Origin of the sequence: Acidovorax sp. 107, assembly GCF_003058055.1 — a bacterium.
Lineage (GTDB): Bacteria > Pseudomonadota > Gammaproteobacteria > Burkholderiales > Burkholderiaceae_C > Acidovorax.
Map to the genome: position 1 here is coordinate 138,378 of NZ_QBTZ01000001.1, position 23,269 is coordinate 161,646.

Genomic DNA, 23,269 nt, shown 5'->3' on the forward strand with positions numbered 1-23,269 from the left:
ATAGCCCCTCAGTTTTTGAACCTCCATCGCTCCCGAGAACCCACCATGTACCCAGCCTTTCTTGATGACGAGCGCCAGATTGCTCCTGCGCGCGCTGTGCGCACCCAGTTTGACGATGGTTCTTTCACGCTGCGCTCTCCCATGGCGCTGCAACCCTATGCCCGCTGCGTGGGGGAATGGCTGGAGCGCTGGGCCGAAGAGACGCCTGATGCCCTGGCACTGGCTGAGCGGCGCGACAGCGCAGAGGGCTGGCGCAGCCTGACCTATGCCCAGCTGCGCCGCCAGGTGGGCGCCGTGGCGCAGTCGCTGCTGGACCTGCGCTTGCCCGCCGGGCGGCCGATTGCCATCCTGTCCGACAACGCGGTAGACCATGCGGTGCTCATGCTTGCGGCCATGCATGTAGGCATCACCCCCTGTTCACTGTCGAGCGCATACGCACGATCCCAGGACTACAGCCGCCTGCACGGCATGCTGTCGGTGCTGGAGCCCAGCCTGGTCTACGCGTCCGATGCCAGCATCTATGCGCCAGCCCTGCAAGGCTGGGACAGCGCCGCCGTGCGGGTGTTCAGCCGCAACGCGTCTGCGTGTCCGGGGGCGTTGCCTTGGGAGCATCTGCTTGCCGGGCAAGAGACACCCCAGGTGCAGCAGGCCATGCAGGCGTTGCTGCCCGATGACCATGCCAAATACCTGCTCACCTCCGGCTCCACTGGTCGGCCCAAGGTGGTCATCAACACCCACCGCATGCTCTGCGCCAACCAGCAGATGATGGCCCAGGCATGGCGCTTCTTAGAGCATGAGAAGCCGGTGTTGGTGGACTGGCTGCCCTGGAGTCATACCTTTGGCGGCAACCACAACCTCAACATGGTGCTGTGCCACGGCGGAACGCTCTACATCGACGAGGGGCGGCCGATGCCGGGGCTCATCGACAAGACGGTGCGCAACCTGCGTGAGGTGCAGCCCACCATGCTGTTCAATGTGCCCCGGGGCTTTGACATGCTGCTGCCGTTTCTGGAGGCCGACGACCGTCTGGCCGCCGACGTGCTGGCGCGCATGCGGCTCGCCTTCTATGCGGCGGCGGCGCTGGCTCCATCGACCTGGCAGCGCCTGCAGGCCGTTGCCCGGCGCGTGCGCCCCGCGCGGCCGCTGTGGCTCACTACCTCGTGGGGCTCCACAGAGACGGCGCCCGCTGTCACCACCGCCCACTGGCACCTGGAGGGCGCGGGCTGCATTGGCGCACCCTTGCCGGGGCTGGAGCTGAAGCTGGTGCCCAACGGCAGCAAGCTGGAGATGCGGGTGCGGGGCGTGTCGGTGTTTGCCGGCTACCGCAATGCGCCGCGCGAGACGGCCGCCGCATTCGATCATGAAGGTTTCTACCGCATCGGCGATGCGGGGTATCTGGTGGACTCTGAGCAGCCAGAAAAAGGCGTGGTCTTCAACGGCCGTGTAGCCGAGGATTTCAAGCTGTCCAGCGGCAGCTGGGTGTCGGTGGGCACCTTGCGGGTGGACCTGGTGTCGCAACTGGCACCGCTGGTGCAGGACATTGTGCTCACCGGGCATGACCGCGATGAGGTGGGCATGCTGGTGTTCCCGTCTGCGGCCGGTGCGGCCGATGCTGCGCGGCTGGAGCAAGCGCTGCAGGCCGTGATGCGTGCGCGCCGCGATGCCGGCGCCGGGTCTTCGCAATGCCCCACGCGGGCCATGGTGATGGAGACGGCGCCCGATGCAGATGCCGGGGAGATCACCGACAAGGGCTACATCAACCAGGGGGCTGTGCTCTCGCGCCGCGCTGCGGCGGTGCAGGCGTTGTATGCCCATCCTGCAGCGCCAGGGGTCATCAGCGCCTGATTGCGCAGGGGCCAGGACGTGCGTGGGTGCGTCGTCGCGCAGGCGTTGCAAGCTCCACCAAAGAAAAAGGGGCCTTGCGGCCCCTGGTGCTGACGCAAGCGCCTTGCGGCGCCGGGTGCATCAGACGGTTGCGTCCTTCAGCTTCTTCAGTGCGCGGGTCTTGATCTTGACCGAAGCAGGCTTGGCGGGGAACCAGCGCTCTTCACCCGTGAAAGGGTCCTTGCCAAAGCGCTTCTTCTTGGCGGGCACTTGCTGCAGGCCGATCTTGAGCACGCCAGGCAGCGTGAACTCGCCAGAGCCCTTCTTGTGCACCGAGCCCAGGATGGCGGCTTCCAGCGCAGCCAGCACGGCCTTGGTGGCCTTGGGTTCCACGCCCGACTGTTCAGCCAGGTGGGCGACCAGCGTGGTCTTGTTGAACGCGGTCTTGATGGGCTTCAGGGCGGCAGCAGCGGCCACGGGCTTGGCAGCGGGGGCTGCAGCTTTCTTGGCGGCTGGCGCAGCTTTTTTGGCTGCAGGGGCTGCCTTCTTGGCGGCGGGTGCTGCGGCCTTGACGGCCACTTTCTTTGCGGGAGCGGGAGTTTTCTTTGCAGTTGCCATGATGTTTTTTCGTTGATTGGAATGACGATGGGCCCTGCCTCTGCGAGCGAGGACCTGCGTGATTTTAGGTGCGATAACGCCGGGCGCGATAGGGCCTGCATGCTGCAGGTGTTTGCAGCCGTTGCATCGAAGCGGTATTGCCTGCTGGTGCAGGGCCCGCGAGGCGGTCGCAGGCGCGTGCGCTGCGACCGTTTTTGTCTGCGTGGTTAGGTCGCCGTCTGCAGGCCCAGCACCGCGATCACGTGGCAGCCCGTGCCTGCAATGACGCAGCCATGCCACACAGCGTGGGCATAGCGCACCACGGCGTCCATCACGAAAAACACCACGCCAGCTGTATACGCAGCCCCGCCGATCACGAGCCAGGCCGCACTCACGGCGGGCACATGGGGCATCAGGGGCAAGGCCTCCAGCAGCGCCACCCAGCCCATCGCCACATACAAGACGGTGGAGAGCCAAGGTGCTGCGCGCCGCATGCGCAACTGCAGCCAGCAGCCCGCCAGCGCCGCAAGCCACACCAGCACCAGGGCCGTGATGTGGTGCCTGTGGCCCGGCGCACTCAACGCAAAAGGGGTGAAGCTGCCCGCAATGAACAGGTGGATCGCCGCATGGTCCAGCCGCAGCGCCCATTGCTTGGCCCGCCCAGGCGGCAGTGCGTGGTACAGGGTGGATGCGCCATATAGCAGCGCCATGGTGGCTACAAACACCAGCACACCTACCATCGCTGCGGGATGCGCGGCGGGGGCTGATTGCAGCAGCTGCGGCACGGCGAGGCAGGCGCCCACCAGCGCAGCGCCGTGCAGCGCACTGTTGGCCACCTCTTCATGCAGGTCCTGCGGCCGGTCGCTCACGGCGGTCTCGCTAATGGTGGGCAGGCGTGTGCAGCCGCTCGCGCCACAACTGCCAGCGCGCGCGTTGCAGAGCCAGAAACTCCACAGCGCCCCAGGCCAGCGCGCAGCCCAGCATCGCCCAGCCCATGGCCCAGCGGTGGGCCTCAGTCTTGCGCGGTGGCGGGTACATCGTCGTGGTCCCAGCCAGCAGTGCGGGGCAGGTCCAGGCTCAGCCACCCGCGTTCATCGAACAGCTCATCAAGCAGCCGCTGCAGTCCGAACAGTTTCCAGAGCATGGTGCGCCTCTTTCAAAGGGTGGTAACTGCAGGCAAGTTAGCGCCCTTGTGTGACGGTTTCGCGTCGGTTCGCACAAACGCCACAGGCGGGGCATGCAGCTATCCGAGCCGTCCGGCGGGCGCTATCCTCGCCGCTTGGCACGCGCCCTGGCGTGCTCCACCCATCGAATCCTTCCCCATTCAACATGCTGCCCGAGCTTGCGGCGCTGGAAAAAATCCTGGAGCTGGGGGCGCCCCATCTGCAGGTGCAGGTCGTCCAACAGGTGTCTGTGGCATCGGGCCCGCAATTTCCCATCTATGCCATCGGGCTGGGCAACCCGGCGCTGGACGTGCCTGCCGTCGGGTTTTTTGGCGGCGTGCATGGGCTGGAGCGCATTGGTGCCGAGGTGGTGATTGCCTACTTACAAAACGTAGTCATGCGGCTGCAGTGGGACACCACCTTGCACCAGCAGCTGGAGCGGGTGCGCCTGGTCTTCATGCCCATCGTCAACCCCGGCGGCATGTGGTCTGCCACGCGCGCCAACCCGCGCGGGGTGGACCTGATGCGCAACGCGCCCGTCGATGCCGTGGACCCGGTGCCCTGGGGTATTGGCGGGCAACGCGTGAGCGCGGGGCTGCCCTGGTACCGGGGGCGGGCTGGTGAGTCCATGGAGGCAGAAAGCCAGGCGTTGTGTGACGTGGTGGCGCAGCAGCTGCTGGCGCGGCCGTTCAGTATTGCGCTCGACTGCCACTCGGGTTTTGGCGTGAAGGACCGGCTGTGGTTTCCTTTTGCCCACACCCGCCGACCCATTCCGCACCTGGCCGAGCTGCATGCGCTGCAGGACATTTTTTTGCAGGCGCACAGCAACCACCAGTACATCATCGAGCCGCAGAGCGCGCAGTACCTCGCCCATGGCGACCTGTGGGACCACCTGTACCTGCAGGCCTGTCGCGATGTGCCCGCGCACACCTTCTTGCCGCTCACGCTGGAGATGGGCTCTTGGCTGTGGATCAAGAAGAACCCGCGCCAGCTGTTCTCGCGCAACGGCATCTTCAACCCGCTCATCAACCACCGCCAGCAGCGCGTACTGCGGCGGCACCTGTCGCTGCTCGACTTTCTGTCCCGCGCGGCCTGCAGCCACGCGCGTTGGGTGCCAGCACCCGATCAGCGTGCACAGCGCCGTGCCGATGCCCTGGCGGCGTGGTACTGAGATGCCAGTGCGCCCGCCACGCCAATGGATCTTGCTGCGCGGGCTGACGCGTGAGGCCGCGCACTGGGGCGCGTTTGCCGAGGGCTTTGCGCAAGCAGTGCCGCGCGATGACGTGCTGGCGCTGGACCTGGCGGGCAACGGCGAGTTCCACCATCTGGCGTCACCCTGGTCGGTACAAGGCATGGTGCAGGCCTGCCGCGCAGAGTTGGCGCGGCGTGCCGTGGCACCGCCCTATCACCTGCTGGCCATGTCGCTGGGGGCGATGGTGGCCACCGAATGGGCACGCGTGGCGCCGTACGAGGTGGCAGGCTGCGTGCTCATCAACACCAGCTTGCGGCCGTTCAGCCCGTTCTGGCACCGCCTGCAGCTGCACAACATCGCGCCGCTGCTGCGGCTGGCGTGGCGGTGGCGATCTGCCGAGGCCGCCGAGCAGGTGGTGTGGCAGATCACCAGCCGCAGCGCACCATCCGCCGCCGCGGGCGTGGTGGCGCGGTGGGCCGCTGTGCGCAGGCAACGGCCCGTGTCGGCCCGCAATGCCGTGCGCCAGCTGGTGGCGGCTGCACTGTACCGCGCGCCCGCAGCGGCACCTGTGGACCGCGTTTTGCTGTTGGGCAGCCAGGAGGACCAGCTGGTGTCCCGCCAATGCTCGCAGGCCATTGCGCAGGCTTGGGGGTTGCCGCTGCAGTCGCATCCGTGGGCGGGGCACGACCTGCCGCTGGATGACCCGCAGTGGGTCATCGATGCTGTGCTGCAGTGGCTGTCCCGCAGCGGGGCAACGGACGGGTAGTGGAGGCTATGGCGTGAGGCCGTTCAACCCACCCTGTGCCACCAGCTCGCGGTACCACTCCGCATAGCCCGCGCTGCTGGGGTGTAGGCCGTCGGCGGCGTTCAGCTCCTGGCTGCGGGTCACGAACGGGTCCTGGTCGCGCGGCTTGAGCAAGCGCACGTAGTGCACCTGCTGCGCGCTGGCCACCTCACGCGCCAGGGCATGCAGCGCCTCGGACCGGCGTGACATGGCCCATGACAGGGGCGGTACAAAAAAGGGTGCGTGGCCCACGTTGCCACAAGGCATCAGCACCACCTGCTGCCCCTTCTGGCGTGCCAGCGCCACCGCTTGCTGTACTCGCTCGCGCAGTGTGTCCTCGGGGGTGAAGCGGATAACGTCATTGCCACCCGCCAGCACCAGCACCAGGTCATAGCCGCCGTCAGCGCGCTCCAGCTGCTGCACTACATCGCCAAACTTGGCGCCGTTGGCCGCCAGGTTGTCGATGCGCCATTGGGGATGGTCCTGGCCCATGCGCCCGGGCAGGCTGTTTGCTGCAGTGCTGGCGCCGGTGCCCACCGCCGTGCTGTCGCCCACTACCAGCACGCGCCGCGTCGGGTGCGGGGGCTGCGCGGTATAGGGGCGAGCGTCGCGGGCCAGGTCGGCTGCGGTCCACATGCGCCAGGGGGCGCAGCCGGTCAGCAGCAGTGCGCCTGCAGCCACCGCAGCCAGGGTGGCCCATTGGCGGGTGGCGCTTTGGCGTGGGGGAGTCTGTCGCGTCATCGTGCGGTCGCCCAAAGTTGCTTTGGGCTCAGCGTACCTACAGACAAGGCGACCCAGCGTCGGCGCCGGGCATGGGCGGGCGTAGGACTGCGCTACGCCGGGCGGCCATGGGCCGTCACTGTTTGAAAACGACGGCTTCCAGCGCCATGGCACGGATGGCTTCGGCCGCAGTGTCGGCCTCGGCGCGTGTGGCGTACGGGCCCACGCGAACGCGGATGCGGCGGCTCTTGGCGTTGCTCAGCTCCTGGCGAAAGGCGGGCAGGCCTTCGTTGAGCAGGCGCGCCTGTGTCTTGCGGGCATTGGCTTCCTCGGCAAACAGGCCCACGTTGATGTAGTAGCCCGGGGCTGTGCCCACCGTGGGCAGCGCGGTGTCGGCGGTGGGCGCTGCTGCAGCTGGCGCCTTGGGCTTTGTAGTGGCTACGGCGCGGCTGGCAGCATCGCGGCGTGCGGGGGCGGTGACACTGGCCGCAGGCGCGGGTGCGCGGGTCGATGCTGCTGGCGTGGCTGGCTTGGGTGTGGACGCTTTGGCGGCCGGGGTGGATGCCGTGGGCGATGCGGGCTGTGCAGGCGCTGGAGGCTCGGCCGATTTTTGGACGGCAGCGGCAACGGGGGGGGATGTGACTGCCACAGGCGCGGGGGGTGCAGCGGCAGCAGGGGTGGCGGGAGCAGCTGACTCTGGGGTTACCTCGGCGGCGGGCGCCGGTGGCGTTGTGGGCGCGTCTTCGGCCTCGGGCGCTCGCAAGACCCCTACGGGCTTGGTGGCTGATGCCGCCTGGGCGGCTGCCGTGGCCTGCGCCACGGTGACGGCGGGCTCCAATGCCAGCGGTTTCACGTCCGACGGAGACAGTGCCAGGTAGGCGATCAGTGCGGCCAGGCCCAGCACCACATTCGCCAGCACCAGCACCTGCAACCGCTTGCGCGAGCTGGCCTGCTTTTCGAGCAGCGCACAGGCTTCGGGCACGGTGCGCGACGCGGCCAGCGCGCGCGCAATGCGTTTGCGGATGTCGGCGTACAGGATGGCGTTGCCATACAGCCCCGGCACAGCAAAGGCCAGCACCGCAAAGGCGCCCAGCACGCCCAGTTCGATGCCCACGGGCCAGTGCAAGAACGAGCGGCCTACGCCAAACACGATCAGTGCCAAACCCTCGGCCGCCGCCACATAGACCAGCGCAGCGCCCCACAGCTGGCGAAACAGCATCCAGTTCAGGGTGCACAGGCAGGCGGCCCAGTTCCAGGTGGTGGTCGTGCGGCCCGTGTCGTCAAAGCGCTCGAACACCTTCAGGTAGTAGTCCGTGTTCACGGGCCCCAGGGCCAGGCGCGACATGGCGGCCATGGCGTTGTCGGACGGTGAATCGAGCGACATGGCCGGGATGATGGAGGCGACAGGATCCGTGTGGTCGAGCATGGTCGGATTCTGTCATGCACCGGGCGGTGTGTTACCTGCCGAATCGCAAGGTGCTGCGCGGCGGCAACGGGTGCGCGCAGCGTGGTGGTGCGCTGCGGGGCGTCCGAGCAGGCCACTACGTGCCTGTGGGACGGGTTTTGAGTCAAATCGGCTGCAAGCGCTAGTCGAATATTCGCAAGCAGCTATCAATTAAATAGCGTTCGCTATTTGCCCCGTACCAGGGCCATGATCTGGCCCGCGTCCAGCGTCGCTGCCTTCTGCTGAATTTGTGGCAAGTACTGCGTTTGCAGCTGCTTGGCGGGCGTGAGCAGGCCCTGAAAGGTCTCGCGCAGCATGGCCGTGCTCATGACCCGGCCACCGGCGTAATAGCGCTTGGCCACCTGCCCCAGTGCGTAGGTGGTGGCAAACGAAAACGCCATGCCCGTGGCAGCGCCGCCCAGCCCGCCGAGGGTGCGACCCGCCACCTTGCCCAGCAGGCCGCCCAGCAGCTTGCGGCCAAACTGCTCCAGGTATTGCGACGTCATGCCCACGCCGGCGGCGGCGATGAACTCCTTGATGTGGCCTTGGTCCAGCTCCACCCCGTGCGCCTTGCCGATGCCGTAGACCATCTTCACCTGCAGTGGGATGATGGCCATCGACGCCCATGACTGCGGCAGCAGCTCCAGCGCCCCGTTGAGTAGCGCGTAGTTCAGGATGGATTGGTCCAGCTCTGCATCCGAGGCATTGGAGTGGACAGTGGCGGCTGCCGCCAGGGGCGCTGCCGCAGCGCTGGCCACGGGCACCGCCATCGGCACGGCCTTTTCGGCCACGTCCACTAGCGCATCGGCTTGCTGGTCAAATGCCGCCGTCTGCGGGTCGCCCAGCTGCAGCGCCGCCTTGAGGCGGGTCAGAAACTCGCGCTCCGCTGCCGTCTGGCGGCCATCCACATCGCACACGCACACGGCCATTTCGTAGGCCAGCTGGCGGTGCATGGGCTCGCTCAGGCCTTGCACGGCGGCCTGCACACTGGTGCGCTGCAGCAGCACGTCCTGGTAGATGCGCGGCAGGTCGGCCACGCCCCCGTCGCCCGCGAGCGACTGGGCAATGCGGCGGATCTCTTCGCGTTCGGCATCGTCCTTGTTGCCATCAGCAAACGCGGCCAGAAGGGCGATGGTGAGGATGGATTTTTGCTGGTCCAGGGTCATGGTGTTGGTGTGGGCAAAGAAGGCAGCGCACGGCGCGCTGTGGTGTCTGGGTGAGGTGCAGTCTAGGCAATGCGGTTTCAACGCCACAGCGTGTGGGGGATTGATGGCGCGGGCACCACATTGCGCCAGCACTTCGGGTTTTCCCTTGGGTAGTTCGGCGACTGTGCGGACGGCCTGGGCTTGCCTACAGTGCTTGTCATCGCGCCGTCGTGGCGCACATCAATGGAGGATGGACATGGGTGCAGCGATCGTGGGTTGGGCACATTTGCCGTTTGGCCGGCTGGACGGCATGGGCCTGGAAGACCTCATCACCCGCGCGGGCCGCGAGGCCCTGCAGCACGCGGGCATTGACGGCACGGTGGTGGACGGCGTGTGGCTGGGCAACCTCAACGGCGGCTTCACGCCCGATGTGTTTGCCTCGTCGCTGGCCCTGCAGTGCGACGACGCCCTGCGCTGGAAGCCCGCCACACGGCTGGAGAACGCCTGCGCGTCGGGCTCGGCCGCCCTCTATGCCGCGTGCGATGCGATCGAAGCCGGCCGCGCCCGGGTCGCCCTCGTCATCGGGGCGGAAAAGATGACCGCTGTCTCCGGCGCCGAAACCACGCGCATCCTGGGTGACTGCGGCTACTCCGGCGAGGCGGGCAACCCGCCCGGTGGCTTTCCGGGCATTTTTGCGTCTATCGCGCAGGACTACTTTGCCGCGCATGGCGACCATTCGGCCACCCTGGCGCGCATCGCGGCCAAGAACCACGCCAACGGCGCGCTCAACCCCTGGGCCCACATGCGCAAGGACCTGGGCTTCGAGTTCTGCAACACCGTGTCCGACCGCAACCCGATGATTGCCGCGCCCCTGCGCAAGACGGACTGCTCGCTGGTGTCTGACGGTGCGGCGGCGGTCATCCTGGCGGCCGATGATGCGGTGGCCGACTTCCCCCGCGCTGTGCGCCTGCGTGCGCGGGTGCAGGTGAACGACTACCTGCCCATGGCGCGCCGCCGTGTGGTGGACTTTGAAGGGCCCCGGCGCGCCTGGCAGCAGGCGCTGCAGCAGGCCGGGTGCGCGGTGCACGACCTGTCGCTGGCCGAGGTGCACGACTGCTTCACCATTGCCGAGCTGCTCACGTACGAGGCCATGGGCCTGGCGCCCGCAGGCCAGGGCCACCGTCTGCTGGAAGATGGCACCGTGCTGCGCAGCGGCCGCCTGCCCGTCAACGCCTCGGGCGGGCTCAAGGCCAAGGGCCACCCGATTGGCGCCACGGGCGTGTCGATGCATGTGGTGTCGGCCATGCAGCTCATGGGCGAGGCGGGCGACCTGCAGGTGCCCGGCGCCACGCTGGCGGGCGTGTTCAACATGGGCGGATCGGCTGTGGCCAACTACGTGAGCATTCTGGAGCGCGCCCGATGAACATTGCCCACCTGCTGCGCCGCAGCGCCTTGCTGCACGCCCACCGGCCCGCGCTGCTGCATGGCGACCAGGTGCTGTGGAGCTACGGCACGCTGGCTGCCCGCACCGCTGCGCTGGCGGCCCATCTGCGCACGCGCTGTGGCGTGGCCCCCGGCGACCGCGTGGCCATCTACGCCGCCAATGCGCCCGAATACCTGGAGGCATTGCACGCCATCCTGTGGGCTGGGGCCGTGTCGGTGCCGGTCAACTACAAGCTGCATGCCAAAGAACTCGCCTACGTGCTGGCCGACTCGGGCGCGCGCGTGGTGCTGACCTCTGAAGCGCTGGCCCCCGCCGTGCACGAGGCCGGGGCGCCGCAGGACGCGGTGCTGGTCTTTGGCTCCGACGCATACCGCGCCGCAGTCGCCCACACGCCCATGGACGTGTGCGACCGCGCACCGCATGACGTGGCCTCGCTGTTCTACACCTCGGGCACCACCGGCCGCCCCAAAGGCGTGATGCAGACCCACCGCAACCTGCTGGCCATGACGGCCTGCTACTTCACCGATGTGGACGACATCCTGCCCGGCGACGCCATGGTCTACGCCGCGCCCATGTCGCACGGCGCGGGGCTCTACAACTACGCCCAGGTGTTGCGCGGCGAGCGGCATGTGGTGCCGCGGTCGGGCGGGTTCGAGCCTGCCGAGCTGGTGCAGTTGGCGGCCAGCGTGGGCCAGCTCACCCTGTTTGCCGCACCCACCATGGTGCACCGCCTGGTGGACCATGTGCGCGCCACGGGCGCCGATGTGTCGGGCTTCAAGACCATCGTCTACGGCGGCGGCCCCATGTATGCCGACGACCTGCGCAACGCCCTGGCCGTGATGGGCAACCGTTTTGCACAGATCTACGGCCAGGGCGAAAGCCCCATGACCATCACCGCCCTGTCGCGCGCCCAGCTGGCCGACCGCGACCACCCGCGCTGGGCTGAGCGCATGGTGTCGGTGGGCGTGGCGCAGTCGCTGGTGGAGGTGCGCGTGGTCGATGCCGCAGGCCAGCCTGTGCCGACCGGAGAGACCGGCGAGGTGGTGGTGCGCGGCGACACCGTGATGCCTGGCTACTGGAACAACCCCACTGCCACAGCGCAGACGCTGCGCGATGGCTGGCTCTACACCGGCGATATGGGCGCGCTGGATGCCGATGGTTTCCTCACGCTCAAGGACCGGTCCAAAGACGTGATCATCTCTGGCGGCAGCAACATCTACCCGCGCGAAGTGGAAGAAGTGCTGCTGCTCCACCCCCAGGTGCGCGAGGTCGCCGTGGTGGGCCAGCGCGATGCGGAATGGGGCGAGGTGGTGGTGGCCATCCTGGTCGCAGAGGAGGGCGGTGCAGTGCCCGGGGCGGAGCTGGATGCGCTGTGCCTGGAGCACATTGCGCGGTTCAAGCGGCCCAAGGAATACCGGTGGGTGGAGGCGCTGCCGAAGAATGCCTATGGGAAGGTGTTGAAGACGGAGTTGCGGGGGATGTGAGCAAGTGGCGGCTTGCTGGGCTGAGTGGCTTTGGCGGATAGTGGTCATATGATTCACTGCGAAAGCACTTCATGCATCACCCGAATCATTCCAACGAAGAAGGAAGCTCCTCTTACAAGAGCAAGAGCGCCAACCATCATTTCAAGAGGGAGTCGAGGCTGATGATCTGGTTTGCCGTTGGCGTGCCAGTCATCTTGCTGCTTGGAGCCTTTCTGCTAGGTCCTACGCTCCTCACTTTCATAAGTAGGTAGAGGCGTCGACGCGTGGGTTGCACCCGTGGCGAAAAGTGGCGGGCGGGGCTGCGTGCCTCAATACCGCATTCCTGTCGGCATCTAGCCCGGATGTTTGGCGTAGATTGGGTCAAGCAGCTCATGCGACAGCTTGCCGATAGGTATGCCAACAGGGCCTTGAAGGACTCAAGAGCGTGCTCGTCCAGGCGAACGTGAGTTTCCGGTACACCCATCACAATCGCGGTTTTCAAACCCGTCCTACTATTCGCCATCTCTCATCAGTAGACCCCTCCCATGACTACCACCCTCAAAATCGATTTCGTCTCTGATGTTTCCTGCCCCTGGTGCATCATTGGCCTCAAGGCGCTGGAGCAGGCGGCGGACCGGCTGCAGGGCGAGGTCGCGCTGGACCTGCACTTTCAGCCGTTCGAGCTGAACCCGCAGATGGGGCCTGAGGGCCAGGACATTGGCGAGCACCTGCAAGAAAAGTACGGCGCCACGCCCGAGCAGAGCCAGAAGAACCGCGAGGCCATTGCGGCGCGTGGCGCGGCGCTGGGGTTCACCTTCAGCATGGACAAGCGCAGCCGCATCTACAACACCTTTGATGCACACCGCCTGCTGCACTGGGCCGAAGAGAAGGGCGTGCAGGCCGCGCTGAAGAAGGCGCTGTTCAAGGCGTATTTCACCGACGGACAAGACCCGAGCAACCCCGAGGTGCTGGTGCGCGTAGCGAGCGAAGTGGGGCTGGATGGGGCCGAGGCGCGTGCGCTGCTGGCCTCAGACCGCTACGCCGACGAGGTGCGCGAGCGCGAGCAGTTCTATCTGCAAAACGGCATCCATTCGGTGCCCGCGATCATCGTCAACGAGCGCCATCTGATACAAGGCGGGCAGCCGGTGGAGGTGTTTGAGCAGGCGCTGCGGCAGATTGCCGTGCAGGGCTAAATGCTATCTATTTGATAGCTTATCAGGCATATTGCACTAGCGCTACTGGCATCTACGATCAAAGAAGGGGCCTGAGGCCCCTTTTTGATGTCTGACCGATGCCCCGGCCACACCGGGCTACCGTCACTTGCGCAGCGGAATGGCGGTGGCGCGGTCCACGGGAACAGCGGTCACGCTGTTCTGGGGGGAGCCGTCGATGAGCTTCTCTGAGTAGGTCAGGTACACCAGCGTGTTGCGGGTTGGGTCCACCATGCGCACGATGCGCAGGCGCTTGAACAGGATGGACATGCGTTCGCTGAACACTTCCTCCTGCTTCTTCAGCGGCTCGGGAATGCTGATGGGGCCGACCTGGCGGCAGGCAATGGAGGCCTCGGCGCGGTCTTCGGCCAGGCCCAGCGTGCCCTTGATGCCGCCCACCCGGGCGCGCGATACGTAGCAGGTCACGCCCTGCACGCCGGGGTCGTCGTAAGCCTCGACGATGATGTCGTGGTCGCGGCCGATCCACTGGAAGGCCGTGTCCACCGTGCCGATCTTTTCGCCCGATGCGGCCTGCGCTGCGCCACCCGTGAGGGCGGCAAGCATCACCACAGCTGCAGCGGCCAGCGTGCGCGCGGCGGTCATGCCGTGGTCTCGCCTTCGGTGCAGCGCTGGGCCAGGTGGGCCAGGGCTTCTTCCACCTGGTCCACCAGCACCAGGCACAGGTCGCCGGGTTGCAGGCGTGCCAGCGCGGCGTCGATGGCGATGAACTCGCCACGGATCTCTTCCACATGCGTGGTGCGCGGCGCATCGGCCAGGCCTTCGCGCAGCAGGGTCATCACTTCGCCGTCGGCGCGGCCACGCTGGGCGGCGTCCTGGTACAGGATCACGTCGTCAAACGCGGCGCCCAGGATCACGGTCTGTTCGCGGATGTCCTCGTCGCGCCGGTCGCCCGCACCGCTGATGACCACGCTGCGGCGCTTGCCGGGCAGGGCGTCCACAGCCTGCACCAGGGCGCGCATGGCGTCGGGGTTGTGGCCGTAGTCGGCGATCACGGTGGCACCGCGGTAGTCCATGATGTTGAAGCGGCCCGGGGCGTTGTCGCTGTCGTTCACAAAGCCCGACAGGCCCCGGCGGATGGTCTGCCAGGGCATGCCCACGCCCCAGGCGGCGGCCACAGACGCCATGACGTTCTCGACCTGGAAGCCGATCTTGCCGTTGCGCGTGATGGGCACGTCGCGCAGGTGGATGGTCTCGCGCCACGAGCCTTCAGAGGCCACGATGGAGTCGCCATCCACATACACGGTGCGGTGGCCCTGGGCGCGGTGCGTGACCATGACGGGGTGGTGGCGGTCACTGGCAAAGTAGATCACCTTGCCGGGGCAGGACGATGCCATGGCCGCCACGATGGGGTCGGCGGCGTTGAGCACGGCGTAGCCCGTGGGCGCCACGTTCTGCACGATCACGCGTTTGAGCACGGCCAGGTCTTCCACCGTGGTGATGTAGTTCAGGCCCAGGTGGTCGCCCGCGCCGATGTTGGTGACCACGGCCACCTGGCAGCGGTCAAAGCCCAGGCCTTCGCGCAGGATGCCGCCCCGCGCGGTCTCGAACACGGCGGCGTCCACCTCGGGGTGCAGCAGCACATTGCGGGCGCTCTTGGGGCCGCTGCAGTCGCCGCTGTCGATCTGGCGGCCATTCACGTACACGCCGTCGGTGTTGGTCATGCCCACGCGCAGGCCCTGCGCGGTGAACAGGTGCGCAATCAGGCGGGCGGTGGTGGTCTTGCCGTTGGTGCCGGTGACGGCCACGGTGGGGATGCGGCCGTCATCGCCGTAGGCGAACAGCTTGTCCACCATGGCCTGTCCCACGTTGCGGGGCTTGCCGTAGCTGGGGGCCAGGTGCATGCGCAGGCCGGGGGCGGCGTTCACTTCGACAAAGCCGCCGCCTTGTTCTTCGAGCGGGCGCAACACGGTTTCGGCCACCATGTCCACGCCGCAGATGTGCAGACCCACCATCTGGGCGGCTGCCACGGCACGGGCGGCGACCTCGGGGTGCACGTCGTCGGTCACGTCGGTGGCGGTGCCGCCGGTGGACAGGTTGGCGTTGTTGCGCAGGATGACGCGCTGGCCTTTCTCGGGCACCGAGTCGGGCGTCAGGCCCTGCATGGTCAGACGGGCCACCGCGATGTCATCCAGGCGAATCTTGGTCAGCGAGGTGGCGTGGCCTTCGCCGCGGCGCGGGTCCTGGTTGACCACGTCCACCAGCTGGCGCACGGTGTGTTCGCCATCGCCCAGCACCTGGGGCGGCTCGCGGCGCGCGGCGGCCACCAGCTGGTCGCCCACCACCAGCAGGCGGAAGTCGTGGCCAGGCAAGAAGCGCTCGACCATCACGGTGCCGTAGTCGGCAGCGTTCTTGTAGGCCTCTTCAAGCTGGGCGCGGTCGGTGATGTTGACGGTAACGCCCTTGCCCTGGTTTCCGTCCTGGGGCTTGACCACCACGGGCAGGCCGACCTTGAGGGCGACTTCCCAGGCTTCGTCCACGGTATCCACCGGCTTGCCCAGTGGCACGGGCACGCCAGCGGCGTGCAGCAGGCGCTTGGTCAGGTCCTTGTCCTGGCCGATGGATTCGGCCACGGCGCTGGTCGAATCGACCTCGGCCGCCTGAATGCGACGTTGCTTGGAACCCCAGCCAAACTGCACGAGGCTGCCGCGTGTGAGGCGGCGGTAAGGAATGCCACGGGCCACGGCGGCTTCGACGATGGAGCCGGTGCTGGGGCCCAGGCGCTCGTCTTCGTCCAGCTCGCGCAGGTCGGCGACGGCCTTCTCGGCATCGAACGTGCCGTTGCCCAGCGCGGCCTGGATGAGCTGCTGCGCGTCTTCAAACGCCTTGCGGCCCACGGCTTCTTCGCTGTACTCGACGACCACCTGGTAAACGCCTGCATCGGTGGTGGCGGTGGTGCGCGCAAAGGTCACGGGGCAGCCTGCCTGCGCCTGCAGGGCCAGCGCTGCGGTCTGCAGCACGTGGGCCAGCGACACATCGCCGCCACCGGTTTCGGGGTGCAGCGCGCCGATGGCGGGGAACAACGCCCGCAGGCGGGCTTCGAATCCGGCCATCTGGCCCACAGCGCGTTCGTTCTCGGCGCAGGTCACCACGGCCTCGATGGCCATGTGGCGGCTCCAGAGGTTGGGGCCGCGCAGGGCCCGGGTGCGGGATACATCCATGGAAGTCTCTTTCAGTGGTCCATCAGGGCACAGGGGCCCTGTTCAGGTCGTGGGATGTGGGGTGAAACAACAAACAAGGGCAGATGCGCGAGGAGCCATCACGACCGCAAGGCGGCGGTGGGGACCAGCTCGGGCTCGAAGGTCTTGATGCCCGCGCCGATCAGGTCGGGCGCGATGTCCAACGCCCAGGCCGTGCCGATGGCGGCCAGCAGGGCGTCGGTGTCGGGCACCACGGCATTGCGGCCAAAGGTCAGGTCGGACAGGGCACCCAGCACGTGCTCGGCACTCCCCGTGGCCAGCACCACGCGGCCGTTCTTGATGAAGACAGCGCGGCCGTTGTCCTTGGCGCGGTGCTCGACGATCACGGGCAGCGTGCCGTCCTGCGCATACAGCACTACATCTCCATCAGACAGCGGGGCGAGGTCGGCCACCTGCCGGATGGCGGCGTTGAGCACGGCAGCGCCTTCGGCCAGCACCACATCCACCTGGGTGCGCATCACCTTGGTCATCTGGTCCTGCTCGTGCACGTCAAACTCGGCCAGCGTTTCCACGCCATCCATGTCGGTGACCACGCCCACCTGGCAGCGGTCATAGGCCAAGCCGTCGCGCAGGATGGTGCGCGCGTCGCTTTCGATCACGGCGGCCTGCACCATCTTGTTCATCAGCAGGCGGTGTGCGGCCTCCCAGTGGGCGCAGTCGGTGGCTTCCACAAGGCGGCGGTCCAAAAAGAGTCCATCACGGCAGGCCAGGCCGGTGTGGTGCCCGCTCAGGTGCAGCAGCCAGGCCACCACGCGCGAGATGGTGGCGGTGTTGCGCGTGCCTGCCACGCCGACCAAGGGGATGCGGCCTGCGGGGCCTTCGTCATCGGCGTCGGAGGGGAACAGGTGCTCGGCAATCGCCTGGCCCACGGGGCGCGGTGCGCCCACGGCGGGCTTCAGGTGCATGAGCAGGCCAGGGCCTGCGTTGACTTCGACAATGGCGCCGCCCTGTGCGTGCAGGGGCTTGGAGATGTCGCGCGCCACCATGTCGATGCCGGCGATGTCCAGTCCGACCACCTTGGCGGCGAGCTGGGCGATGTAGGCCACTTCGGGGTGTACATCGTCGGTGCAGTCAACGGCCACGTTGCCGTTGCGCTGCACCACCACCTGCCGACCGGCTGCGGGCACGGAGTCGGCTTCGAGGTCCTGTCGCTTGAGCTCCAGCTGTACCTTGGTGTCGGTGGCCAGGTCGATGATTTCGAGCGGGTACTCTTCTTCGTAGCCCCGGCGGGGGTCGGAGTTGAGCTGGGTGTCGATGAGTTCCTTGACGGTGGAGCGGCCATTGCCGGTGATGGTGACCAGCTCGCCGCGTGCGGCAGCCACCACCTTGCCGCCCACCACCAGCACGCGGTGTTCGTCGCCGGGGATGAATCGCTCGACCATCACGTCGCTGCCCTCGGGGTAGGCTACGTGGTAGGCCGCCTCGATGTCTTCCTGCTTGCGCAGGTCCAGCGTCACGCCCCGGCCATGGTTGCCGTCGGAGGGCTTGACGACCACGGGCAGGCCGATGTCCTGTGCTGCTTCCCAGGCTTCTGCCGGGCTGTTGACCACCTGACCTTCGGGGATGGGCACGCCGCAGGACTTGAGCAGGCCCTTGGTCAGGTCCTTGTCGCTGGCAATGCCTTCGGCAATCGCGCTGGTGTACTCGGTCTCGGCCGTCCAGATGCGGCGCTGGCGGGCGCCATAGCCCAGCTGCACCAGGTTGCCGTCGTTCAGGCGGATGTGCGGGATGCCCCGGTCGGTGGCGGCGGTGACGATGCAGGCGGTGCTGGGGCCGAGGTACTGGTCGTCCACCTCGGTGCGCACGCGCGCCACGGCGGCCTGTACGTCAAAGGGCTCGTCGTTGACGGCCGCCATGATGAGCGCGTGGCCCTGGGCCAGCGCCACGCGCGCGACGCTTTCGTCACGGGCGCGGAACACCATGCGGTACACGCCGCGCTGGGAGGTAGAGCGCGTCTGGCCGAAACCCGTGGGCATGCCCGACAGGTTGAGCAGCTCGATCACGATGTGCTCCAGCACATGGCCGCACCAGGTGCCCTCTTGCAGGCGCTGCAGGAAGCCACCGCGCTCGCCCACGCCGCAGTGGTGTTCGATCAGCGCGGGCAGCCAGGCCGTTAGGCGGTCATTGAAGCCTGGGATGGTGTTGGAGGGATAGTCCTCCAGTTCGCCCAGGTCCAGCCAGACTTCCAGGACCGGCCGGTAGGTCCAGATATTGGGGCCCCGCAGATAGTTGATGCGAAGCAGTTGGATGTCGTTGAGTTTCGCCATGGATTGCAGCGGTTGTGGTTCCGGCCTTGGTGAGGGCTGTGCGGTAGGGGGACGAAAGGGAATTTTGTGGACGATGATTGTGCGCCAGTCCGGGGCCTGTGCGCAGTGTCAGCCAAATAGCTGCCACAGACGTTACAGGAGGATGCCGTCGCACCGTGGCGTGCAGTATCGGTGAGAATTCCTGCTTTCGCGAGAGCAGCCACCGCAGGCAGCCGGTGGCGGAAAACCCAACCAAAAATGCAACATCACCATTCTGTGGACGCCTCAGGTGTCTTTTCTGGCCCCGTGGGAGCCGATTTGCGGGCCATGCTCGCTTCCAAAGAGAACGTGTTGGCGGCTTTGCCGGTTGACCTGAGCGCCACGCTGCGCTTTGCGGCGGGTTGGGTGGTGGTGACGTCCGAGCGGCTGCTGGCCTGCGAGCCCGGCACCACGGTCTGGCGCAGCTGGCCTCTGGGTGAGGGGTTGGCTCTCAAGCTGCATGACCACGGCGGAGTGGGCTCGCTGGAGTTGCACAACCCCGACGAGCGCCTGGCCCAGTGGCGCTTTACCCTGGCGCACCATGCGCAGGCGCTGCGCTTGGTGCAGCGGTTTGAGCAGCAAAGCGCCCGGGGCGACAGCGGTGCCGAGGACGAGGCAGAAGAGCCTGTCTGCCCCACCTGCCACACGCCGCTGCCGCCGGACACCGAGGAGTGCCCCGCCTGTGCCCGCGCCCAGCCCCCCCAGACGTCCACCTGGGTGCTGCTGCGTCTGTGGCGTTTTGCGCGGCCCTACCGCAAACAGCTGGCGGCCGGTTTTGCGCTGACGCTGGCCTCCACCGCCGCCACGCTGGTGCCACCCTACCTCACCATCCCGCTGATGGACGACATCCTGATTCCGTTCCAGAACGGCAAGCAGATCGAGCCTGGCCTGGTGTTGCTGTACTTGAGTGGTCTGCTGGCTTCCGCCTTGGCTGCCTGGGGCCTGTCGTGGGCGCGCACTTACATATTGGCGCTGGTGTCCGAGCGCATTGGCGCCGACCTGCGCACCACCACGTACGAGCATCTGCTGCGCCTGTCGCTGGACTACTTTGGCGGCAAGCGCACCGGCGACCTGATGGCACGCATCGGGTCGGAGACCGACCGCATCAACGTGTTCCTGTCGTTGCATGCGCTGGATTTCGTGACCGACGTGCTCATGATCTGCATGACGGCGGCCATCCTGTTCTCCATCAATCCGTGGCTGGCATTGGTCACGCTGGTGCCGCTGCCCTTCATTGGCTGGATGATCCACACCGTGCGTGACCGCTTGCGCACCGGCTTTGAAAAGATCGACCGGGTGTGGTCCGAGGTGACCAACGTGCTGGCCGACACCATCCCCGGCATCCGCGTGGTGAAGGCCTTTGCGCAAGAGAAGCGCGAAGCCCAGCGTTTCCGTGACGCCAACCAGCACAACCTGGAAGTGAACGACAAGCTCAACAAGACCTGGAGCCTGTTCACGCCCACGGTGTCGCTGCTGACCGAAATTGGCCTGCTGGTGGTCTGGGCCTTTGGCATCTGGCTGGTGTCGCGCAACCAGATCACGGTGGGTGTGCTTACGGCCTTCATCGCCTACATCGGGCGCTTCTACAGCCGGCTCGACTCCATGAGCCGCATCGTATCGGTCACCCAGAAGGCGGCTGCGGGCGCCAAGCGCATTTTTGACATCCTCGACCATGTGAGCAACGTGCCCGATCCCGCGCAGCCGGTGAAGGTGGACAAGGTGTTGGGCGCCATCAGCATGCAGGGCGTGGGCTTCCGCTACGGCAGCCGCGCGGTCATCAAGGGGCTGGATCTGGACATCCGCCCCGGCGAGATGATCGGCCTGGTGGGCCACAGCGGCTCGGGCAAGAGCACGCTGGTCAACCTGATCAGCCGCTTTTATGACGTGAGCGATGGCTCCATCCAGGTCGATGGCATCGACATCCGCCGCTTTGCGGTGGCCGACTACCGCCGCCACATCGGTCTGGTGCTGCAAGAGCCCTTCCTGTTCTTCGGCACCATTGCCGAGAACATCGCCTACGGCAAGCCCGAGGCCACGCGCGAAGAAATCGTGGCCGCCGCCCGCGCCGCGCACGCGCACGAGTTCATCCTGCGCCTGCCGCACGGCTACGACTCGCTGGTGGGCGAGCGCGGCCAGGGCCTGTCGGGCGGCGAGCGTCAGCGCATCAGCATCGCCCGCGCGCTGCTGATCGACCCGCGCATCCTGATCCTGGACGAAGCCACCTCGGCCGTGGATACCGAGACCGAAAAGGAAATCCAGAAGGCGCTCGACAACCTGGTGCAAGGTCGCACCACGATTGCCATTGCCCACCGCCTGTCCACCCTGCGCAAGGCCGACCGCCTGGTGGTGATGGACCGGGGCGAGGTGGTGGAGGTGGGGCCACACGACGAGCTGATGGAAAAGCAGGGCGCCTACTGGCGGCTGTACGAAGCCCAGGCCCGCCGCGCCGAAGAAGACGCGCAGGCGGCGGGCGTCATCATCGACAGCAGCCTGCTGCACCCGGCCCACCCCGCCGGCAACCCCTGAGACGCTGTGAGCGACCCTGCCATGAATGCTTCCCTGACCCCGTCGTCGTCCACTGCTGCTTTTCAACTGGTGCGCAACCCGCACGGCCGCCTGGTCCTGACCCTGGCCGACGGCACAGCCCATGAGGGCGTGACCCCCGTGCGGGCCTTTCCCATTGCCGCACCGGGCGAGGGGCTCTCCCTGGTGGGCGCCGACGGCCATGAACTGCTGTGGGTTCCCCGGCTGGAGGCTGTGACGGGCCCCGCCCGGCAGCTCATTGAAGAGGAGCTGGAAGTGCGCGAGTTTGTGCCCACTATCCAGAAAATCCTCGCCGTTTCGAGTTTTTCAACGCCCAGCACCTGGGATGTGGAGACTGACCGAGGCCCGGCGCGCCTCGTGCTCAAGGCCGAAGAGGACATCCGCCGCCTGGGCGGACGCACCCGGTTGCTGATTGCCGGGGGTGACGGCTTGCAGTTCCGGGTCAAAGACACCACGGTGCTAGACAAGCACTCGCGCCGCTTGCTCGAGCGCTTTCTTTGACCGGTAGCGGCGGGGTCTGACCGGCTCCGCTCTCTCGGTGGCCCGGGCCCTGTCTTGCGGCCTGGAGGGGAAAGGGGGCTGGCGCGCCCCTCTCGCACCTCCCTTGAGCACGGCCCAAGCCGTGCACCTTGCTGCCCGTTCACACCCAACGGGTGACGATCTGTAGGCCGCGCGGTCTCCCGATGGCGTGGCGCTGTTGCGGCGCCTGCACGCGCCCAGCACCCCTTTCAAACCTATTTCGGATGGCTATTGGGCACCTTCAGGTGGCCTGTGAGGCGCTGGGCGGCTTCAGGAGGGTGGGTTTTTCTAGGGAAAACCCTAAATTTCGTTCAATCGGTGAAAAAGACCTAAATTCACCCTTCTTTTTGCCGTAATGAATGTACGAAGAGGCCAAAAGACCCTCTCACCTTTTGTTCAACTACGGGCCAATGTCATGCAAATGCCACCTGTCGATCGATCGCCGTCCTGGCGTCCTCCGGGCGCTGATTTGTATTCCACTGGCGCCTCGGGTGCGCCTCCGGTGCGTCCCATCAACGCTCCCAATCCTGTCGAGTCCATGGACCGGATGGGCGAGGGGGCGATCGTGCGCGAGCCGGACAAACCCTCGGCGCCCGAGGCGCCCAACCGGGACTGGACGGCGGTCAAAAAGAAAGACACCGTCGAGGAGCCGCCGGAGCCTCCCAAAGAGCCTATCTACAAGCAGCTGCTGGAGTTCATCCAGTCGATGTGGCGCGCCAGCGGCAGCGCGGTGGAGGTGGCGCAGGACGTCAACAAGATGACCCTGCAGGAGCGCCTGGCCCAGCAGGTCAAGAACGAGCCGCTGACCTACACCGACCCCAAGGTCAAGCGCACCGGCGGTGCCTGAGCAGCAGGCGCAACCGGGCTGCCGGCCGTGAAGAGGCTTTATTTCGCGCAGTGGCAGGCCCGGTGCGGGTCTTGATGGCATTGCGCAGCGGTGGATTGCGGAGCAAAGGCGCCGCCTGTCGTTTGCGGGGGCATGCACGGTGTAGGGACACTGGCGGCATCTCCCAGATTCACACGGCAGTTTTGCTATTAAATAAATAGCTATTGGCGCATATTCCAATGGCGCTTCAAGCCGATTGGGCTCATTTCTCTGACTTTCAGGCCTGACAGCCTGCTAACCTGCCAATGCCGTTTCTCAAGGGCGGGCCTCTGGCGCTGGCGGTGCCGTGGGAACTGCGGGTGTGGCCGCCGCTTGTGCTGCAGCACGCTGGCGATCACGCTCGGCTCGGTATTTGGCGGCGAAGGCGCGCACTTCTGCATACGACACAAAGCCATCGCCGTCAGTATCGGCCTCGTCGAAGGCCGCCGCCAGGCGCGGAAACAGTTTCACTTCTGAGCGGCTGAGCTTGCCGTCGCCGTTGAAGTCCAGCATCTTGAATTCACGCTGGGCCTTTAGTTCGCCCGGGCTCACCGCCGCCGGCTCTGTGGCGGCATGGGTCTCCGCCTGAGCGGCAGAAGCGGGCACGGGTGAAGGCGAGGGTGTTTGTGCCATGGCTGCACAGGCTGCCAACAGGGCCACCGTCGCCAGGACGGATCGTTGCAGCCCCATGGATGCCCGGTGAGTGCGAATACGCAAGGGGTTCTCCTTCGAAGTCTCAGCGTCCATGGTGGCACATGAGGGGCGATGGCGGCGGTTTGCAACTGGGGCTTTGCAGGGTTTCACCACGCGTTGCAAGACTTTGCAGAACTTTTCGCAGGGCATGGGCGCCG

20 protein-coding genes are annotated in these 23,269 nt (G+C 66.7%); 9 read left to right on the forward strand and 11 right to left on the reverse strand.

Features of this window, described 5'->3' with window-relative positions; genetic code table 11:
• Positions 1–45 precede the first annotated feature (45 nt).
• Positions 46–1,845: a feruloyl-CoA synthase gene (locus C8C99_RS00640; protein ID WP_108624610.1), complete on the forward strand. Its 1,800-nt coding sequence runs from the start codon at positions 46–48 to the stop codon at positions 1,843–1,845.
• 120 nt (positions 1,846–1,965) lie between these two features.
• On the opposite strand, the gene C8C99_RS00645 is transcribed toward C8C99_RS00640, so the two are convergent.
• The 4 genes from C8C99_RS00645 to C8C99_RS24300 all read right to left on the reverse strand — a co-directional run bounded on the left by C8C99_RS00645 (position 1,966) and on the right by C8C99_RS24300 (position 3,565).
• Positions 1,966–2,442: an HU family DNA-binding protein gene (locus C8C99_RS00645; RefSeq protein WP_056637466.1), complete on the reverse strand. Its 477-nt coding sequence runs from the start codon at positions 2,440–2,442 to the stop codon at positions 1,966–1,968.
• A gap of 206 nt (positions 2,443–2,648) precedes the next feature.
• Positions 2,649–3,290, reverse strand: coding sequence for a hemolysin III family protein (locus C8C99_RS00650; protein ID WP_108624611.1), 642 nt, complete (start codon positions 3,288–3,290; stop codon positions 2,649–2,651).
• 10 nt (positions 3,291–3,300) lie between these two features.
• The gene (locus C8C99_RS24005; RefSeq protein WP_199226267.1) at positions 3,301–3,459 is read right to left on the reverse strand and encodes a hypothetical protein; all 159 of its coding nucleotides are present in this window, start codon (positions 3,457–3,459) and stop codon (positions 3,301–3,303) included.
• Positions 3,434–3,565 (reverse strand): hypothetical protein, encoded by a 132-nt coding sequence (locus C8C99_RS24300; RefSeq protein ID WP_255357408.1) that lies wholly within the window; start codon positions 3,563–3,565, stop codon positions 3,434–3,436. Before C8C99_RS24300 ends, C8C99_RS24005 begins: the two co-directional genes overlap by 26 nt.
• Positions 3,566–3,750: 185 nt before the next feature.
• Here C8C99_RS24300 and C8C99_RS00655 point away from each other — a divergent pair, with 185 nt between their 5' ends.
• A complete protein-coding gene (locus C8C99_RS00655; protein WP_056637462.1) occupies positions 3,751–4,755 on the forward strand; it encodes a M14 family zinc carboxypeptidase in 1,005 nt (334 codons plus the stop codon).
• Position 4,756: 1 nt separating this feature from the next.
• Positions 4,757–5,542: an alpha/beta fold hydrolase gene (locus tag C8C99_RS00660; RefSeq protein WP_108624612.1), complete on the forward strand. Its 786-nt coding sequence runs from the start codon at positions 4,757–4,759 to the stop codon at positions 5,540–5,542.
• Positions 5,543–5,548: 6 nt separating this feature from the next.
• Here C8C99_RS00660 and C8C99_RS00665 read toward each other — a convergent pair whose 3' ends face one another.
• The 3 genes from C8C99_RS00665 to C8C99_RS00675 form a co-directional block, all read right to left on the reverse strand.
• The gene (locus C8C99_RS00665) at positions 5,549–6,301 is read right to left on the reverse strand and encodes an SGNH/GDSL hydrolase family protein (RefSeq protein WP_108624613.1); all 753 of its coding nucleotides are present in this window, start codon (positions 6,299–6,301) and stop codon (positions 5,549–5,551) included.
• Between the two features lie 115 nt (positions 6,302–6,416).
• A complete protein-coding gene (locus C8C99_RS24340) occupies positions 6,417–7,706 on the reverse strand; it encodes an SPOR domain-containing protein (protein ID WP_108624614.1) in 1,290 nt (429 codons plus the stop codon).
• 203 nt (positions 7,707–7,909) lie between these two features.
• Complete coding sequence (locus C8C99_RS00675) at positions 7,910–8,890, reverse strand: YcjF family protein (RefSeq protein ID WP_108624615.1); 981 nt, start codon at positions 8,888–8,890, stop codon at positions 7,910–7,912.
• A gap of 235 nt (positions 8,891–9,125) precedes the next feature.
• Between C8C99_RS00675 and C8C99_RS00680 the strand changes: the two genes are divergently transcribed.
• The 3 genes from C8C99_RS00680 (at position 9,126) to C8C99_RS00690 (ending at position 12,969) form a co-directional block, all read left to right on the forward strand.
• Positions 9,126–10,292: an acetyl-CoA acetyltransferase gene (locus C8C99_RS00680; RefSeq protein WP_108626989.1), complete on the forward strand. Its 1,167-nt coding sequence runs from the start codon at positions 9,126–9,128 to the stop codon at positions 10,290–10,292.
• Positions 10,289–11,797: an AMP-binding protein gene (locus C8C99_RS00685; RefSeq protein ID WP_108624616.1), complete on the forward strand. Its 1,509-nt coding sequence runs from the start codon at positions 10,289–10,291 to the stop codon at positions 11,795–11,797. Before C8C99_RS00680 ends, C8C99_RS00685 begins: the two co-directional genes overlap by 4 nt.
• Before the next feature lie 524 nt (positions 11,798–12,321).
• Entirely contained in the window at positions 12,322–12,969 is a 648-nt protein-coding gene (locus C8C99_RS00690; protein WP_108624617.1) for a DsbA family oxidoreductase, read from the forward strand.
• 123 nt (positions 12,970–13,092) lie between these two features.
• Here the strand turns inward: C8C99_RS00690 and C8C99_RS00695 are convergent, their stop codons facing one another.
• The 3 genes from C8C99_RS00695 to cphA (C8C99_RS00705) all read right to left on the reverse strand — a co-directional run bounded on the left by C8C99_RS00695 (position 13,093) and on the right by cphA (C8C99_RS00705) (position 18,472).
• The gene (locus C8C99_RS00695; RefSeq protein ID WP_108624618.1) at positions 13,093–13,590 is read right to left on the reverse strand and encodes a CreA family protein; all 498 of its coding nucleotides are present in this window, start codon (positions 13,588–13,590) and stop codon (positions 13,093–13,095) included.
• On the reverse strand, positions 13,587–16,166 hold the full coding sequence (gene cphA, locus C8C99_RS00700) for a cyanophycin synthetase (RefSeq protein WP_108624619.1): 2,580 nt from the start codon (positions 16,164–16,166) through the stop codon (positions 13,587–13,589). The genes C8C99_RS00695 and cphA (C8C99_RS00700) overlap by 4 nt, the downstream gene beginning before the upstream one ends.
• A gap of 98 nt (positions 16,167–16,264) precedes the next feature.
• Entirely contained in the window at positions 16,265–18,472 is a 2,208-nt protein-coding gene (gene cphA / locus C8C99_RS00705) for a cyanophycin synthetase (RefSeq protein WP_108624620.1), read from the reverse strand.
• Positions 18,473–18,709: 237 nt separating this feature from the next.
• Between cphA (C8C99_RS00705) and C8C99_RS00710 the strand changes: the two genes are divergently transcribed.
• The 3 genes from C8C99_RS00710 to C8C99_RS00720 all read left to right on the forward strand — a co-directional run bounded on the left by C8C99_RS00710 (position 18,710) and on the right by C8C99_RS00720 (position 22,400).
• Positions 18,710–21,016 carry an ABC transporter ATP-binding protein gene (locus C8C99_RS00710; RefSeq protein WP_056637439.1) on the forward strand — a complete coding sequence of 769 codons (2,307 nt, stop codon included), beginning with the start codon at positions 18,710–18,712 and terminating at the stop codon, positions 21,014–21,016.
• A 21-nt stretch (positions 21,017–21,037) separates the two neighbouring features.
• Positions 21,038–21,535 carry a DUF1854 domain-containing protein gene (locus tag C8C99_RS00715; protein WP_056637665.1) on the forward strand — a complete coding sequence of 166 codons (498 nt, stop codon included), beginning with the start codon at positions 21,038–21,040 and terminating at the stop codon, positions 21,533–21,535.
• A gap of 433 nt (positions 21,536–21,968) precedes the next feature.
• Positions 21,969–22,400 carry a hypothetical protein gene (locus C8C99_RS00720; RefSeq protein WP_056637437.1) on the forward strand — a complete coding sequence of 144 codons (432 nt, stop codon included), beginning with the start codon at positions 21,969–21,971 and terminating at the stop codon, positions 22,398–22,400.
• Between the two features lie 294 nt (positions 22,401–22,694).
• Here C8C99_RS00720 and C8C99_RS00725 read toward each other — a convergent pair whose 3' ends face one another.
• The gene (locus tag C8C99_RS00725) at positions 22,695–23,108 is read right to left on the reverse strand and encodes an EF-hand domain-containing protein (protein WP_108624621.1); all 414 of its coding nucleotides are present in this window, start codon (positions 23,106–23,108) and stop codon (positions 22,695–22,697) included.
• Positions 23,109–23,269: the final 161 nt, after the last annotated feature.

Bases quoted from the DNA above. Each gene is read 5' to 3' on its own strand.
- C8C99_RS00640 (WP_108624610.1), top strand. From the start codon at position 46: ATGTACCCAGCCTTTCTTGATGACGAGCGCCAGATTGCTCCTGCGCGC.
- C8C99_RS00645 (WP_056637466.1), bottom strand. From the start codon at position 2,442: ATGGCAACTGCAAAGAAAACTCCCGCTCCCGCAAAGAAAGTGGCCGTC.
- C8C99_RS24005 (WP_199226267.1), bottom strand. From the start codon at position 3,459: ATGTACCCGCCACCGCGCAAGACTGAGGCCCACCGCTGGGCCATGGGC.
- C8C99_RS24300 (WP_255357408.1), bottom strand. From the start codon at position 3,565: ATGCTCTGGAAACTGTTCGGACTGCAGCGGCTGCTTGATGAGCTGTTC.
- C8C99_RS00655 (WP_056637462.1), top strand. From the start codon at position 3,751: ATGCTGCCCGAGCTTGCGGCGCTGGAAAAAATCCTGGAGCTGGGGGCG.
- C8C99_RS00660 (WP_108624612.1), top strand. From the start codon at position 4,757: ATGCCAGTGCGCCCGCCACGCCAATGGATCTTGCTGCGCGGGCTGACG.
- C8C99_RS00665 (WP_108624613.1), bottom strand. From the start codon at position 6,301: ATGACGCGACAGACTCCCCCACGCCAAAGCGCCACCCGCCAATGGGCC.
- C8C99_RS24340 (WP_108624614.1), bottom strand. From the start codon at position 7,706: ATGCTCGACCACACGGATCCTGTCGCCTCCATCATCCCGGCCATGTCG.
- C8C99_RS00675 (WP_108624615.1), bottom strand. From the start codon at position 8,890: ATGACCCTGGACCAGCAAAAATCCATCCTCACCATCGCCCTTCTGGCC.
- C8C99_RS00680 (WP_108626989.1), top strand. From the start codon at position 9,126: ATGGGTGCAGCGATCGTGGGTTGGGCACATTTGCCGTTTGGCCGGCTG.
- C8C99_RS00685 (WP_108624616.1), top strand. From the start codon at position 10,289: ATGAACATTGCCCACCTGCTGCGCCGCAGCGCCTTGCTGCACGCCCAC.
- C8C99_RS00690 (WP_108624617.1), top strand. From the start codon at position 12,322: ATGACTACCACCCTCAAAATCGATTTCGTCTCTGATGTTTCCTGCCCC.
- C8C99_RS00695 (WP_108624618.1), bottom strand. From the start codon at position 13,590: ATGACCGCCGCGCGCACGCTGGCCGCTGCAGCTGTGGTGATGCTTGCC.
- cphA (WP_108624619.1), bottom strand. From the start codon at position 16,166: ATGGATGTATCCCGCACCCGGGCCCTGCGCGGCCCCAACCTCTGGAGC.
- cphA (WP_108624620.1), bottom strand. From the start codon at position 18,472: ATGGCGAAACTCAACGACATCCAACTGCTTCGCATCAACTATCTGCGG.
- C8C99_RS00710 (WP_056637439.1), top strand. From the start codon at position 18,710: ATGCAACATCACCATTCTGTGGACGCCTCAGGTGTCTTTTCTGGCCCC.
- C8C99_RS00715 (WP_056637665.1), top strand. From the start codon at position 21,038: ATGAATGCTTCCCTGACCCCGTCGTCGTCCACTGCTGCTTTTCAACTG.
- C8C99_RS00720 (WP_056637437.1), top strand. From the start codon at position 21,969: ATGCAAATGCCACCTGTCGATCGATCGCCGTCCTGGCGTCCTCCGGGC.
- C8C99_RS00725 (WP_108624621.1), bottom strand. From the start codon at position 23,108: ATGGGGCTGCAACGATCCGTCCTGGCGACGGTGGCCCTGTTGGCAGCC.